General features: G+C 41.1%; 12 protein-coding genes. 9 read left to right on the plus strand and 3 right to left on the minus strand.

All coding sequences use genetic code 11. From position 1 onward, the window contains the following. Positions 1-126 precede the first annotated feature (126 nt). From AAAT26_RS06455 to AAAT26_RS06465, 3 genes are all read left to right on the plus strand, one after another. Complete coding sequence (locus tag AAAT26_RS06455; protein ID WP_316058483.1) at positions 127-1,686, plus strand: hypothetical protein; 1,560 nt, start codon at positions 127-129, stop codon at positions 1,684-1,686. 282 nt (positions 1,687-1,968) lie between these two features. After that, the gene (locus tag AAAT26_RS06460) at positions 1,969-4,251 is read left to right on the plus strand and encodes a ribonucleoside-diphosphate reductase subunit alpha (RefSeq protein WP_077707666.1); all 2,283 of its coding nucleotides are present in this window, start codon (positions 1,969-1,971) and stop codon (positions 4,249-4,251) included. A gap of 148 nt (positions 4,252-4,399) precedes the next feature. After that, on the plus strand, positions 4,400-5,428 hold the full coding sequence (locus AAAT26_RS06465; protein WP_004694963.1) for a ribonucleotide-diphosphate reductase subunit beta: 1,029 nt from the start codon (positions 4,400-4,402) through the stop codon (positions 5,426-5,428). Between the two features lie 382 nt (positions 5,429-5,810). On the opposite strand, the gene AAAT26_RS06470 is transcribed toward AAAT26_RS06465, so the two are convergent. Together AAAT26_RS06470 and AAAT26_RS06475 are read right to left on the minus strand one after the other, a co-directional pair. After that, positions 5,811-6,269, minus strand: a complete 459-nt coding sequence (locus AAAT26_RS06470; RefSeq protein WP_004694959.1) for a DIP1984 family protein — start codon at positions 6,267-6,269, stop codon at positions 5,811-5,813. 101 nt (positions 6,270-6,370) lie between these two features. Continuing rightward, positions 6,371-6,787: a GNAT family N-acetyltransferase gene (locus AAAT26_RS06475; protein WP_004694957.1), complete on the minus strand. Its 417-nt coding sequence runs from the start codon at positions 6,785-6,787 to the stop codon at positions 6,371-6,373. Between the two features lie 473 nt (positions 6,788-7,260). On the opposite strand from AAAT26_RS06475, the gene aroF reads away from it, so the two are divergent. The 6 genes from aroF to AAAT26_RS06505 all read left to right on the plus strand — a co-directional run bounded on the left by aroF (position 7,261) and on the right by AAAT26_RS06505 (position 14,258). Further along, on the plus strand, positions 7,261-8,274 hold the full coding sequence (gene aroF, locus AAAT26_RS06480; protein WP_349209005.1) for a 3-deoxy-7-phosphoheptulonate synthase: 1,014 nt from the start codon (positions 7,261-7,263) through the stop codon (positions 8,272-8,274). Positions 8,275-8,348: 74 nt separating this feature from the next. Beyond that, positions 8,349-9,401 carry a 3-dehydroquinate synthase gene (aroB, locus tag AAAT26_RS06485; RefSeq protein WP_349209006.1) on the plus strand — a complete coding sequence of 351 codons (1,053 nt, stop codon included), beginning with the start codon at positions 8,349-8,351 and terminating at the stop codon, positions 9,399-9,401. 18 nt (positions 9,402-9,419) lie between these two features. Further along, positions 9,420-10,688: a 3-phosphoshikimate 1-carboxyvinyltransferase gene (gene aroA / locus AAAT26_RS06490; protein WP_349209007.1), complete on the plus strand. Its 1,269-nt coding sequence runs from the start codon at positions 9,420-9,422 to the stop codon at positions 10,686-10,688. Beyond that, positions 10,678-11,772, plus strand: a complete 1,095-nt coding sequence (gene aroC, locus AAAT26_RS06495; RefSeq protein ID WP_024060218.1) for a chorismate synthase — start codon at positions 10,678-10,680, stop codon at positions 11,770-11,772. The genes aroA and aroC overlap by 11 nt, the downstream gene beginning before the upstream one ends. Further along, a complete protein-coding gene (locus AAAT26_RS06500) occupies positions 11,759-12,898 on the plus strand; it encodes a bifunctional chorismate mutase/prephenate dehydratase (protein WP_004698197.1) in 1,140 nt (379 codons plus the stop codon). The genes aroC and AAAT26_RS06500 overlap by 14 nt, the downstream gene beginning before the upstream one ends. A 124-nt stretch (positions 12,899-13,022) precedes the next feature. After that, positions 13,023-14,258 carry a shikimate kinase gene (locus AAAT26_RS06505; RefSeq protein WP_278622066.1) on the plus strand — a complete coding sequence of 412 codons (1,236 nt, stop codon included), beginning with the start codon at positions 13,023-13,025 and terminating at the stop codon, positions 14,256-14,258. 178 nt (positions 14,259-14,436) lie between these two features. Here AAAT26_RS06505 and aroD read toward each other — a convergent pair whose 3' ends face one another. Then, entirely contained in the window at positions 14,437-15,231 is a 795-nt protein-coding gene (gene aroD / locus AAAT26_RS06510; protein WP_349209008.1) for a type I 3-dehydroquinate dehydratase, read from the minus strand. Between the last annotated feature and the right edge of the window lie 27 nt (positions 15,232-15,258).

Here is a 15,258-nt window from a genome sequence, read left to right on the forward strand (position 1 = left end):
AATACTAGCTCTTAATGTTATTGTAATGTATATTCAGACGCCTGTAAAACCTCATAGGACTTTCACTAGAAAACATGTATACTACATATAAGAGGGGTCATTTATTTTTATAGAGGGAGAGAATCTATGAAATTTGCAATTACACATTTATGGTCTTCGCTGCGGGACCTATCTACACAGTCACCTATATTACTAGCATTAATTGCCGTATTTTCATGTACACCGTTTTATCTAGAGCAAGATTGGTTTGCCGATATAGACCTTTGGTTCTATGGGCTGTATTTCTTCATCGTCATACTACAATCATATATAACACGAGATCGAAAGTACTCCATAGTATATACATTATTAAGCATAGGCATCAGCGTTGGTCTATATACGATTCATGAAACGTACCATCACATACGAGGCATCGAGCTAGCCACAGAAAACATATCATATCTATGGCTGTACTCTATGATTGCTCTATATTTTACATCGCCTGGAGAATACTACATTGGCGAAATCATCAATCGCCTGAAACGGATTGGTATTACCATTGTTACATCAACACTGTATAATGTCGTCATAATCATGACTCTATGGTTTTTCTTCATCATTCTGAACAAAACATTTACCTTTGATGATCTAATCTTTAAAGTATTAGCCGCTATTAATATATTTATCTGTATGTCCATGCTGTGCACTTACAAAGAGGAGCCTGATGGACCACCAGAACCAAATACATTCTATAATGTTGTTTTTGGAATCATACTACCAAAGGCTTCCATCATTACAGGTATTCTAGCTAATATCTACTTGGTATTGATTCTCTTAGGCCTCCGCGAAGATGCGCGGTTCCTTTATACATATTATCCGTATGTAGCCATTTTCTATCTATTTTACTTGGTTAGTTTCAGATCTAGTGAAAGCAGCAAGACACAAAGGATCCTATGTTTCTTATTTATTACGATTACAATATTGTGCCTAATCCTGATTGGCAAACGCGTAATAAATGAGCCTGTACTCTGGCTCAATACGATTTACGTAGCCGCATTCAATCTAATCTTCTTAGCACATAACGTATATTCCTTTGTAAAGCGTTTGACTCCATCGATCCATACAACGATTATGGCACTCGCCCTAGGTGCAGTCCTTTTAATGCCTTTTATCGGTTACACATCCCATCGAGAGTTTACAAACTATACAAAAATTGACGGTCAATGGCACGTATACTTGCCTATTACAGAAACATTTAACCCTGATTTTACAGACTATGGCAGGACGATTATACAGGGGGATTCTTCAAAACTAGGAGCAACGGAAATATATAAGGAACGAAATATTCAGTTTATCAGCTTTACGGCCGTTGAAGAACCTCATGTTATTTCGCTTGTAGGATATAATAAATTCATTTCTAACATCGAATTAGAAGTACGTGAGCCTGCTGATAATACAGCTGACATACCAACAGCATCCTATGAATCTATCAACTTTAGATTCATCAATGAAGGTCTTGATTTAGAGGTATCCCGCCCCAATGGCGTGACCGAAGTTCATCATATATATGAAAAATTTCTCACTGTTCCAAAAACGGCTTCAGATTCAGTCATTATAGAAGGCACGGGATACAAACTCTTAATCCACTCCTACTACGCATATCAAGACAGTGCACGAAGAATTATTTTTAGCGTATTATATAATTAATTATGAAAGCTAGTAATTTAAGGCATCTTTAACCATATCAACATTTTTTGCGAAACTATATTAAAAATTTTACAAATGTCAATATTGATTATATAGAAATTTTTCGCTATAATCGTAACATAATGTATAAGCTAGATAAGAAAACTACCATATATAGTAGTTTTCTTATTTTTCTGATTAGACTCAACTTAAAGATAATTTATATAATTCATTCTAATCTTATATATGCTTATACGACTATATTAACAGTTTTATGACTTTTTGCTCTCAAGGGGAACAGTAATGGAGATTATGATCAAGAAACGGGATGGCCATTTCGAGCCGTTGTCCGTTGAAAAAACGAAACGAATGATAGCCTTCGCATGTTTGGGGTTAGATTCTTGTGATCCACTAGAATTGGAAATGGATGCGAAGTTGCAATTCGTTGATGGCATGACCACTAAAGAAATTCAAAAAACTTTAGTCCAAACAGCTATCGAAAAAGTTATATCTAAAAAAGACGACGGCTTCGGCAACCAAGTTAATAAAATGAACCAAGATTGGCAGTTCGTAGCAGCCCGCCTATTCTTGTTCGATCTCTATAAAGAAGCCGCTATTACTCGTCGTTACAAAGCATTTGGCTACGGCAACTTTCCAAATCTTGTAAACATGCTTGTAGAAGAGAAAAAATACGCAGACTTCTTCGTTACAGAATACACCGCTGACGAATTACAAGAATTAGGCGATTACATCAAACCTAAGCGCGACTATCTCTTCAACTATGAAGGTCTCAAATTATTGGCTGACCGTTACTTAGTAAAAGGCTTCAACAAAGAAATCTTTGAATTACCGCAAGAACGTTTCATGGCTATCGCAATGCATTTGGCTCTTGTAGAAGGGGAAAATAAAGTAGAATACGCTAAGAAATTCTACGATTTGATGAGTCAATTAAAAATGACGACAGCTACACCTACTTTGGCAAATGCTGGTACACCATTCCACCAATTGTCCTCTTGCTTTATCTCTGGTGTAGATGATAACTTATGGTCCATTTACGACGTAAATAGCAAGTTCTCTCGCGTATCTAAACACGGTGGTGCTCTTGGTATCTACCTTGGTAAAGTTCGTGCATTGAACTCCGATATCCGCGGCTTTAAAAACTCCTCTGGTGGCGTTATTCCTTGGATCCGCTTGTACAATGATACTGCAGTTGCGGTAGACCAATTGGGTAAACGTAAAGGCGGCGCTACAGTAACGCTTGATATTTGGCATAAAGACTTCTACGAATTCGTAGAGCTTCGTACAAATAATGGTGATGATCGTCGCAAAGCGCACGATATCTTCCCTGCTATCTCCGTTCCAAATATCTTCATGGAACGTATGTTAGCTCGTGAAAACTTCACCCTCTTCGACCCTCATGAAATCTTGGCTGTAAAGGGCTATTCCTTAGAGGACTATTACGATACTGATGACAATAAAGAATTCACAAAACGTTACCTCGAATGTGAACAAGATCCTAACTTACACGGCATCGAAGTACCAGCATTAGATATGATGAAAAAAATCATGCGTTCTGCTGTTGAAACTGGTACACCATTCATCTTCTTCCGCGACACTGTAAACGCTGCAAATCCTAACAAACATGCAGGTATGATTTACGCGTCTAACTTGTGCCACGAAATCGCACAAAACGTTGGCTTCACTAACTTAGCTGAAGAAATCATCAATGAAGATGGTACAATTACTACTAAAACAAATACAGGCGACATGGTTACATGTAACTTAAACTCCATCAGCCTTGGCCGCATTACGGACGAAGAATTGGAAGAGAATATTGCCCTTCAAATTCGCATGTTAGACAATGTTATTTCCATCAACCAAGCGCCAGTACCAGAATCTCGCATGACTTCTGATAAATACCGTGCTATCGGTCTTGGTACTTCTGGTTACCACCACTACCTTGTAAACCACGATATCCAATGGGAATCCGATGAACATATCGAAGTTGCGGACAAATTATTTGAAAACATCGCATTCTATGCGATTAAAGCTTCCATGGAGCTTGCTAAAGAAAAAGGTGCGTACCCTGCGTTCAAAGGTTCCGAATGGGAAACTGGTGAATATTTCACTCGTCGTGGCTACACATCTGATCGTTGGAAACAACTCGCTGCAGACGTTGCAAAATACGGTATCCGCAATGGTTACTTAATGGCCGTAGCTCCTACAGGTTCTACATCTAACATTGCAAATACAACAGCTGGTATCGACCCTATCTTCAAAAAATTCTTCATCGAAGAAAAGAAAGGTTCTTTCACACCAAAAACGGCACCAGATTTAAACGACAAAACATTCTGGCTCTACAAAGAGGCGCATACAATCGACCAACAATGGTCCATCAAAGCTTGTGGCGTGCGTCAACGTCATATTGACCAAGCACAATCTTTCAACTTGTATATCACGCCTCAAATGAAAGCGAAAGAAATTCTTGACCTTTACGTAGAAGCCTACAAACAAGGAATCAAAACTATCTACTACATCCGTAACCAATCCCTTGAAATGGATGAGTGCACTAGCTGCTCCTCCTAATATTGAAAATATAATTGCTATATTTTGCAAAACCTATTCACTATAAATAGAGAGTACCGATTTCGAGAAGGATACTTTCACCAGCACTATAAATCTGATGACGACCTATAGCCGTATAGGTCGCATCATTGTATAAAGGAGTCCTACTATGGAGAAAAAACTGATTTTCAACGAACATGGTGAACGTGGCACGCAATCTATGATTGGCGGCAACACAACAAACCTTCGCGAATGGAACCGTATCAAGTACGACTGGGCAAATCAAATGTACCGTACAATGCTCAACAACTTCTGGATTCCAGAAGAGATTTCCTTGAACGAAGATGTTAAACAATTCCCATACTTAACAGATTACGAGCGTCGTGCCTTCGATAAAATCATTGCGTTCTTGAACTTCCTTGATTCCATTCAATCTGAAAACTTGCCTAATTTGAGCCGTTATATTACAGCATCTGAAGTGGCATCCTTATTGAATATCCAAGCATTCCAAGAAGAAATTCACGCTCAAAGTTATTCCTACATTTTGGACACTGTAACAAATCCGATTACACGTGACAAAATCTATGACGAATGGCGTACAGACAAAACATTGCTTGAACGTAACCGCTTCATCGCCGATGCATACCAACGTTTCAGCGATGATCCTAGCGAAGCAAACCTTATTCATACAATCATCGCTAACTATATCTTAGAAGGCATCTACTTCTACTCTGGCTTCAGCTTCTTCTACACATTAGCACGCCAAGGTAAGATGACAGCTACATCCACAATCTTCAAATACATCAACCGCGATGAAGTAACTCACCTCGTATTATTCCAAAACATCATTCGCGAGTTACGTCGTGAACGTCCTGACTTGTTTACACCTGAACTAGAAGCGAAAATTACGGACATGATTCGCCAAGGTGCAGAGAACGAAATCGCTTGGGGTCAGTACATCACTGATGATAAAATCCTCGGCCTTAACAATGTTCTTATCGAACGTTACATCAAATACCTTGCAAACATCCGCTTAGAAGCAATCGGCTTGCCTCATCTATATCCTGAAATCAAGGAAAACCCTATGGAATGGATTGAAAGCTTCTCCAACTTGAATAGTACAAAAACTGACTTCTTCGAAGCAAAAGTTACAAACTATACAAAAGCGGCAGCATTTGACTTTGACGATTTAGAATAATAGACGTTATAAAATACAATATCTAGGGACGTACGGGCCAATAGAAAAGAGCTAATAGCTATAACGCTATCAGCTCTTTTTTCATGATTTTTTAAACCTTAGTTATGAGGAATTGCTGCAAGTTTAAACAGCTCTCTCCTATTTATCTCTAAAAAAACAAAATACTATCATATCAGTGTATATGTTGCTAGAAATATAGTCCCCAAACGCCACCCTCATTTTTACAGTTGACACATGGTTATACATTGTAAATTGTATCAATACATTTGTGCGCAAATAGGCCTACACCGTAGATTTTCATTCGCCCCATGAATGTATTCATAATAAGCTTGGTAAAAGCAAAAGTTTTTGTGTCCACCCTGTTTCAAACTACCAACTATTATTAGCTTTCAATCAATTCAGTTGTCCAGTTAGCAGACTGCAATAGATTGTCTAATAAGCGGACTTGTTTTGCGATATGATCAGCTTCTTTTTGGACGTCTGCCACATTCACGGTCGGCATTAGCTTAATCTCAGACCCTCTCGCACGGAAATTAATACTACCTGCGCTAGATGCCAATGTTCGATAAGCAGTTAGACGCAAAGCAGCGCAATCTTTTTCGGCAATGATTTCAGTAATAGATCGACCTTCTATAATAGTTTTGCAATTTGTTAAATTAATATCTGCAATTAATTTTTGAAGTCTATTTACACATTGTTCTAATGTTTTCAAAAGTTCTTCAGGGTTCTCATTCGGTACTTCCCCTTCTTGCACTAAACTATTTTGAGTTAAGCGAAGCTCTAAATCGCTTATTTTATAATTTAAATCAGATCGTTCTTGTAATGCTTCTGCTAGTTTCATAAACTCTCACCTCTCAAAAAGATATATCAATTTACTTATAAAATACTATGTACAATAATAATATATCCATCAATTCTTATTATACAACACTATTGAACGGCTTATAATACTTTCCGCATCATCACATGCGGACAGCCTTCATCAAGGTATTCGTCCCCTTCAGCACGATATCCAAGGGATTCATAGAATGGTTTGGCCTGTACTTGCGCTGACAAGGAGCACGTCTTAAAGCCGTCACGACGAATAGCATTTTCGGCGGCCATCATGATCTTAGTACCTAAATGTTGTCCACGATACAACTTGCGTACCGCCATACGCCCAATATGTGCATCTCCAGCTGTGTCACTGGGAAAATATCGACACGTACCAGCCGCTTTACCATCAATGGATAAGAGCACAAACTTTGCAGTCTCATCGATTTCATCAAACTCGTCTTCAAACCCTTGTTCTTTTATAAATACATCGACACGAATTTGTTTTATTTCCTCTGTTATATGATCTAAGATTTGAATAATCATAGGTGCCCTTTCTGATTATAAGCATATTTATAAGAATCGATTTAGGCGTATTACGAAATATCCTATAAGCAATAAAAGCTTCTTATTTTTATTATATCAAAAATACGCTTAATACCACAAAACGTCTCAGTTCCTGTTAATTCCCATATCAAAAATATTTTAAAACTTCCATGAAATTCATTTTTAGGTATTGCATAATTTTATCATTTGGGTTTATACTATACCCAACATTTTAGAAAGGAGCAACCAAAGATGACTAACCAAATTAGCCTCACAGCAAAACAATACTTTTATTGGTTCTTTATCCAACGTACGGGTAAGGAACTATTTGTGATGCGCTAATAAAGGATTATTCAACATTAGTTGCTTAGAATAGTAAAAGGGCTACCCGTATTAGATTACGGGTAGCCCTTTTTGTTTGCTATCCGTATGGTCAGCCCAACTATTCACTGTAGTTACAAGGAGGAATTATCATGATTATTACATTGAAACAAAATGCAGCAGCAGAAGAAGTATCTCGTTTACGCAGTGAATTAGAGGCTCAAGGATTTGTTATCCACCCAGTAGAAGGAACGCGATACAATATTCTAGGTCTGATTGGTGATACTGCATCTCTTGATGCGCGTCAAATCGAGTCCCTAGATTTCGTAGATAAAGTAACTCGCATTCAAGAGCCATACAAAAAAGCAAACCGCAAGTTCCATCCCGATGATTCTGTAATCAATGTAGGTGGTGCACTTATCGGTGGTGGTCACTTCGCAGTAATGGCCGGTCCTTGCTCTGTAGAGACACCTGAACAAGTATTAGCCACTGCTAAAGCTTGTAAAGAAGCTGGTGCCACAATCCTTCGGGGTGGCGCTTTCAAACCTCGTACATCCCCATATTCCTTCCAAGGCATGGGCCCAGAAGGCTTAGAATTGTTAGAGCTTGCTAAAAAAGAAACAGGTCTTCCTATCGTTTCCGAAGTTATGGATATCTCCCAATTACAATACTTCGATAATGTAGATATGCTTCAAATCGGCGCTCGTAACATGCAAAACTTCACGCTTTTAAAAGAGGTGGGCAAATTGAATAAACCAGTTCTATTAAAACGGGGTTTATCTGCCACATACGAAGAATGGTTGATGGCTGCTGAGTACATCATGTCCGAAGGCAATGAACAAGTTGTATTATGCGAACGCGGTATCCGCACATTCGAAACTAAGACTCGCAATACCTTAGACGTAACAGCAATTCCTATGATGCATGAATTATCTCACTTGCCAATTATCATGGATCCTAGCCACGCAGCAGGTATGAGCCGCATGGTTCGCCCGCTTTCACTTGCATCCGTAGGCGGCGGTGCAGACGGCCTTATGATCGAAGTTCACAACGATCCATCCAAAGCATTGTGTGACGGCCCTCAAGCATTACGTCCAGACCAATTCACTAGCCTTATGAAAGAAATTAACGCGTTACGCCAAGCATTGGTAGAATGCACTAAATAATCTCAAATATCACACAAATAAGCTAGTATCCGTTATAATAGATACTAGCTTATTCTTTTAAGAAAGGAACCGTTATGACTCGCATCCATATTAACGCATCTACACCGTATGATGTTGTCATCGAGGAAGGCGCTTTACAACGCATCACCGATTATATTAAACCATTAAAACCAAATTGCCGTGTTATCATCGTCAGTGATAGCAACGTGGCGCCTCACTATTTGGACTCTGTGAAAGCTAATATGGAACATGCGGGTTATGCTGTTTGTGATTATGTTTTCCCTGCTGGTGAAAGCTCCAAAAATGCTCATCAACTCATCGATTTAGTAGAATACATGGCCGCCCAATCATTGACTCGCAAAGACTTGCTCATCGCCCTTGGCGGCGGTGTTGTAGGCGATATAGCGGGCTTTGCAGCAGCGACCTATTTACGTGGTATCGACTATGTTCAGGTTCCTACATCTCTATTAGCCGCAGTAGACTCGTCTGTAGGTGGTAAAACAGCGGTCAATCTCGAAGCTGGGAAAAACCTATGGGGCGCTTTCAAACAACCTATCCTTGTTCTCTGTGATCCAGCTACACTCAATACATTGCCTGAAATGGAATGGATTAATGGGTGCGGTGAAATTATCAAATACGGCTTCCTCGACGTACCGGGTTTGCTCACTCAACTCGAGAACAGACCATTAATTAAACATCGCAGTAGTGTAAGTGGCGTTATTGCCCGTTGTGTACAAGCAAAAGCGGATATCGTGGAACAAGACGAACGCGAGTCTGGCGTACGTGCCCTCCTAAACCTCGGTCATACCTTTGGTCACGGCATCGAAAAAGCGAGTCATTTCGAGGTGCATCACGGTTATGCCGTTGTCATTGGCATGGTTCTCATGGCACAAGGTGCTGTCAAACATGGAGAATTAGATGCGGAGGCTTTAGAGAAATTAAAGGCCCTCATCAAAGCACATGATTTGCCAACCACAACAACGATAAGCAAAGAAGAGATTCTAGCTGCCGCTAAACACGACAAAAAAAGCGAAGGAGCAACCATTAAAATCGTAGTACCTACTAGCTATGGTCACAGCGAACTCAAAGTGGTAACACACGATGAACTTGCAACCTATTTAGACTGAGATATAAAGGAGATTTATATGCATTCCGTAACGAACGCCATCCCTACAGGGACTATCGCGTCCATTCCTGCAAAAGCTCATGCGCACCGTGCACTGATTTGCGCAGCTCTCGCAAACTCGCCATCTACCATACTACTGAGCCGCACCTCTAAAGACATCGATGCAACTATGGACTCCTTGCGAGGCTTAGGCGCACACGTTGTGTATGAAAACAAAGTTGTCACTGTTATACCAGGTCCTGTGCCAACAAAGGGCAATGTAGTTCCCCATGAATCCGGTACCACATTGCGCCTCTTATTACCAGTGGCAGCGTCCATTTGTAATGAGGTAGCCGTGGATGCGAAAGGGCGTTTACCAGATCGTCCTTTAGAGCCCATGCTCGGTCAAATGAAAGCTCACGGCGTAACATTCTCCCAAGATAAACCACCATTCACTATGACAGGTCGTCTACAAGGCGGTGAGTTTGGTATGGTTGGAGATGTAAGTAGCCAGTTCTTCTCTGGATTATTATTAGCAGCGCCACAATGTGGAGGTGCTACAATCACATCTACTACACCACTTCAATCTAGCGACTATGTAACATTGACGACTACAACAATGGCAAACTTCGGCGTAACAGTCGACCATACTCCCGCCTCTGACACAGTCCAAGAGTCCTTTGCAGTAGCGGCTAATACTACTTTTAAAAGTCAAAGTAATTACCAAATCGAAGGCGATTGGTCCAATACGGCTATTTGGATGGTAGCAGCGGGCATGACAGGTAAACCAATTACCATTACGGGTATGAACAAAAATTCTGTGCAAGCGGATCGTCGCATCATGCAGATTATGATTGATACCGGTTGTGATGTAGTATGGGATGGCATGAACGTAACCGTTATGGGTCGTGCAGTAAAACCAATCCATGCCGACCTCGAACAAATGCCCGATATGTTGCCAGTTATGGCAGCCCTCGCTTGCTCTATCCATGGTGAAAGCTCCTTTGTTAAGGGTGCACGCCTACGCTTGAAAGAATCCGATCGCCTCGAAGCCGTTGCTAATCTGGTCAGAGATTTAGGCGGTACGGTTCGTGAAGATGGTGATGACCTATATATCATCGGTAGTGGTATACTAAAAGGAGGACAAGGTGATTGTGTTAACGACCATCGCCTTGTTATGGCAGGTACATTGATGGCACTCATCAGTGAAAATCCTGTAACATTAAAAGATAGCGAAGCTATCACAAAATCCTATCCAGACTTCTTTGAGGACTGGAACTTACTAGGAGGTAATGCTAATGGCATCTAATTTCGGTAAAACCATACAAGTATCTACCTTTGGCGCGTCTCATGGGTATGCCATCGGTGGTATCGTGGAAGGCCTCCCTTGTGGACATACCATCGACATCGATGAGCTACAAACCTTCTTAAAGCGCCGTGCGCCAGGTCAAAACCAATTACAGACGCAACGTAAAGAAGCCGATATACCTGAATTCTTAGCAGGTATGGTAGATGGCATGCTCAGTGGATCTCCATTGGCATTTATGATTCGCAATACCTCTCAGCACTCTAGCGATTACAATAATTTGCGCGACATACCTCGTCCATCGCACGCAGACTTTACGGCTCGCATGCGCTACGGTGACAAGGTAGATATGCGAGGTGGCGGCCACTTCTCAGCGCGTCTAACAGCACCTCTTTGCGTGGCTGGTGGCATCGCCCTTCAACTACTACGCAAAAAAGGTATCGAAATTCACGGTCATTTAAAACAAGTTGGTACAATCCAAGATGCCCCTATCGATATGGTTCATCCAGATATGAAAGCACTTTCTGAAATCGCTACAGAACCTATCGCTATGGTCGATGCAGACAAACGTTCTGAAGTAGAAAACTTAGTCATGAAACTCAAAAAGGACGGTGACTCCACAGGCGGTATCGTTGAGGTTGTGGCTACGGGATTACCAATCGGTCTTGGCAATCCAAACTTTGACGGCATCGAGAACCGATTAGCTCGTGTTATCTTTGGCGTACCTGCCATCAAAGGTGTGTCCTTTGGAGGTGGCTTCGACATGTGTTCTCGCCTTGGCTCCGAGGTGAACGATGCTTTCACCATGGACGGCGATACAATCACAACAACTACCAATAATAGCGGTGGCATTCAAGGCGGTATCACCAACGGCTTACCCCTCATTATGCAAGTGGGCATTAAGCCTACTCCATCCATTTATAAGGAACAACATTCTGTGTCGCTTTCACAAAAAGAGGACACATTACTCACCATCAAAGGTCGTCACGACCCATGTGTAGCACTCCGTGCAGTACCTGTTATCGAAGCCGTTACGGCCCTCGTCATTCTTGATTTCTTAGGAGATATTGACCATGAACTTAGATGAAGTACGCGTTAAAATTAACGATATAAACGACCAAATGCTCGCCCTCTTCAAAGAGCGCATGGAACTCTCTAAGGACGTAGCAGCAGCAAAAAAGGAAATGAATAAGGCCATTTACGATGCCAAACGCGAGCGCGACATCCTCGACAAGGTAACAAAAGATGCAGGTCCAGACCTCGATCTATATGCACGTCGCTTTTTTGAAGCATTATTTAGCTTAAGTCGCACCTACCAATCCGAACAACTATTCCAAGACAATGAATTCACTTTGAAAATGAAAAAAGCCATTGAGCAATCCCCTACTTTACCACCTCAACGGGGCAGTGTAGCTTGCGCCGGCGTATTTGGTAGCAATGCTCAAATGGCGTGTGATAAATTATTACCTCTCAGCCAAATCCATTATGTAACAGGTTTCCGTTCCGTATTCGATGCCGTAGAATCCGGTGAATGTCAATTCGGTGTATTGCCTATCGAAAACAGCTCCAATGGTTCTGTAAAAGAAGTATATGACCTATTAGAAGAGCGTAAATGCTATATCGTTCGCGGCACGCGCCTTTGGATATCTCATGACTTGCTCGTGAAAAAAGGCACAAAACTAGAAGATATTCATACCATAATTTCCCACCCTCAAGCGTTGGGGCAATGTAGTCACTTCCTAGATAAGTTAGAAGGCGTAGAATTACGCTCCTATGACAACACGGCTCGAGCTGCACAGCTCGTAGCGGCTAGTGATGATCCTGGAGTAGCAGCTATCGCAGCACCTCAATGTGCAGACCTATATAATTTGTCCCCATTGTTGAGAAATATCCAAAACAGCGATAACAACTATACACGCTTTATCTGCATTAGTAAGGATTTCCACGTATACCCAGGAGCCAATAAAATCTCAGTAGTAACGACTGCAAGTCATGCTCCAGGCGGGCTTGGTACATTGCTCACCAAGTTTGCTAATATCGGTGTGAACCTTACAAAACTCGAGTCCCGTCCGATCGTAGGACATAACTTTGAATTCTTGTTCTACCTCGATTTAGAAGCATCCTTGGCAGATCCAAAAGTACTTTCCGTATTAGCAGAGCTCCACGCATCGCAAGATAAATTCCGCTTGCTCGGCAATTATCCTGAAAATTGATATTTTCTTTTATGGTAGTGCTTATTAATGGCATATATAGTACAATGGATATAGTTTTAAAACTCCAATGGCTAATAGGTGACAGCCTATTAGCCATTTTGTGTATATTGACCTAGGAGGTCCTATGAAATTTGGTTTACTTGGCCGTACGTTGGGCCATAGCTTTTCCCCACGCATCCACAATGCTTTGGGAAATACTAATTATGAATTATTTGAACGAGAACCGAGCCAACTGCAAGAGTTCTTTGCAGACCAAGAATTACAAGGTATTAATATTACCTTCCCTTACAAGGTTAACGCCCTTGAAGCTTGCGATGTAGTAGACCCTCGCGCAGAACGCATTGGCTGTGTAAACACGATGGTCCGTAAAGACGGCAAATGGCACGGTTACAATACAGACTACGATGGATTTGTATTTACTCTAAAACACGCTGGCATCGATGTATCCGGTAAAGAATGTATCATCCTTGGCGATGGTGCCTCCTCTGCTACGGTTCACGTGGCTCTTGAAGATCTAGGTGCTAAGAGCATCACGCATCTATCTCGTAAAACAGCTCCGCTCTATACTGATGCACCTAATTACTACGAAACAGCACAAATTATTATTAACTGCACACCTATTGGTATGTATCCGCATAATCCAGCTAACCTCATAGATATTATGCAATTTTCTAAATTAGAAGGTGTTGTGGATCTCATCTACAATCCGCGCCGTACAGTTTTGCTTTTACAAGCAGAAATGATGAATATTCCGTACTGTGATGGTCTACCTTTCCTCGTAGCACAAGGTGTTGAGGCGGCTAATCATTTTCAAGGTGAAAGCTTTGGTACGAAAGAGATAGAACAAATCTTGCGAGATGTGCGCCGTGAAAAGGAAAATATTATCCTCATCGGTATGCCTGGTGTTGGAAAAACAACAGTAGGCAGAGCAATCGGTAAAGAGATGGGCCGTACTTGGTTTGATGTGGATCACGAGCTGGAAAAAGAAATTGGCAATGTTTCTACCTATATTACAGAACAAGGGGAGGCTGCGTTCCGTGAAAAAGAGGCAGAAATGATTGCAAAACTAGGCACCCAAACAGGACTTGTCATCTCCACTGGTGGCGGCTGTGTAACAGTACCTAAAAACTATGCACATCTGCGCCAAAATGGACGTATTTACCAATTAACACAACCTGTAGAAAAACTATCTACTTCAGGTCGTGTTCTATCTAGTGGCGGTATAGAACGTTTACGTGAACTCGAAGAAACTCGCACTCCAATGTATGAAAGCTTTGCACAATGCATTGTGGAACATAATCGCAATGCACCAGAAACAGTGGCGGCTATTCTCGAAGACTTTGAAGCAAACTTATTGTAAGAGTTTATATAACGGTATTTATAAGATTGTTTCCTCTATATAAGTAAGAGCATTTACATCTGTATTTCTATATAAAGTCATTAATAAAAACATATATATTTTTTATATTCACCCTTCAAAAATGAATATACTACAAGAAATACAAAACATATAAAAAAGTCGGCTTTCGCCGACTTTTTTAATGTACTTTTACGCGTTTATGTTGTTGTTCATCAAATACGCCATCTACGTCGATGGTATCTAGAATTCGTTTTAAAGCATGTACATCGATTTGCCCTGGTGCTGATGTTTTACCAGCAGAAGCAAAGGTCATGGCATTTCCAAATAGAGCACCTGCAGTGCGTGTAACAGCACCTAGTTCTCCCATGGCCATCGTAATAATTGGATCCGAAGGATACAAAGCCTTTACTTCAGCTGTTGCTTCAAGGAGCGTCAATACATCACCAGTTGTGTGAGGCATAACGGCAATCTTTGGCACATCCGCTAAGAACTCTTTCATTTGAATGAGTCGATTTACAATGACTTCACGACTCGGCGTACCATGGAAATCATGGTTACTCATGATAATAGTAATTCCATGAACCTTAGCAAACTCTATCGTTTTAAGCATTCTATCTTGATCAAAGAATAACTCAATATCGATAGCATCCACCAATCCGGTAGGAATCAAACGTTCTAGCATTGTAAAGTAATCTTGTGTGGAAATCGTTCTTTCCCCACCTTCACCTTTTGTACGCCATGTAAAGAGCAACCCACGACCTTTCAGTTGTGGCTTGATGAGCATTAATAATTCAATGATAGCGTCAATGGAGTGGGCCCGCTCATAATAGTCAATGCGTAGCTCCACGACGTGACACGGTGTATTACATGCTACTGCGGTGGCATCTAGAATTTCTTTCATTGTTGTGCCCACAATAGGCACACATATTTTTGTAGACTTTTCGCCGAGTACAGTATGACCGATACGGACCATAATAACTCCTTTCTGTCCCACACGGTG

Source organism: Veillonella parvula, assembly GCF_040094895.1.
GTDB classification, from domain to species: Bacteria; Bacillota; Negativicutes; order Veillonellales; family Veillonellaceae; genus Veillonella; species Veillonella parvula_L.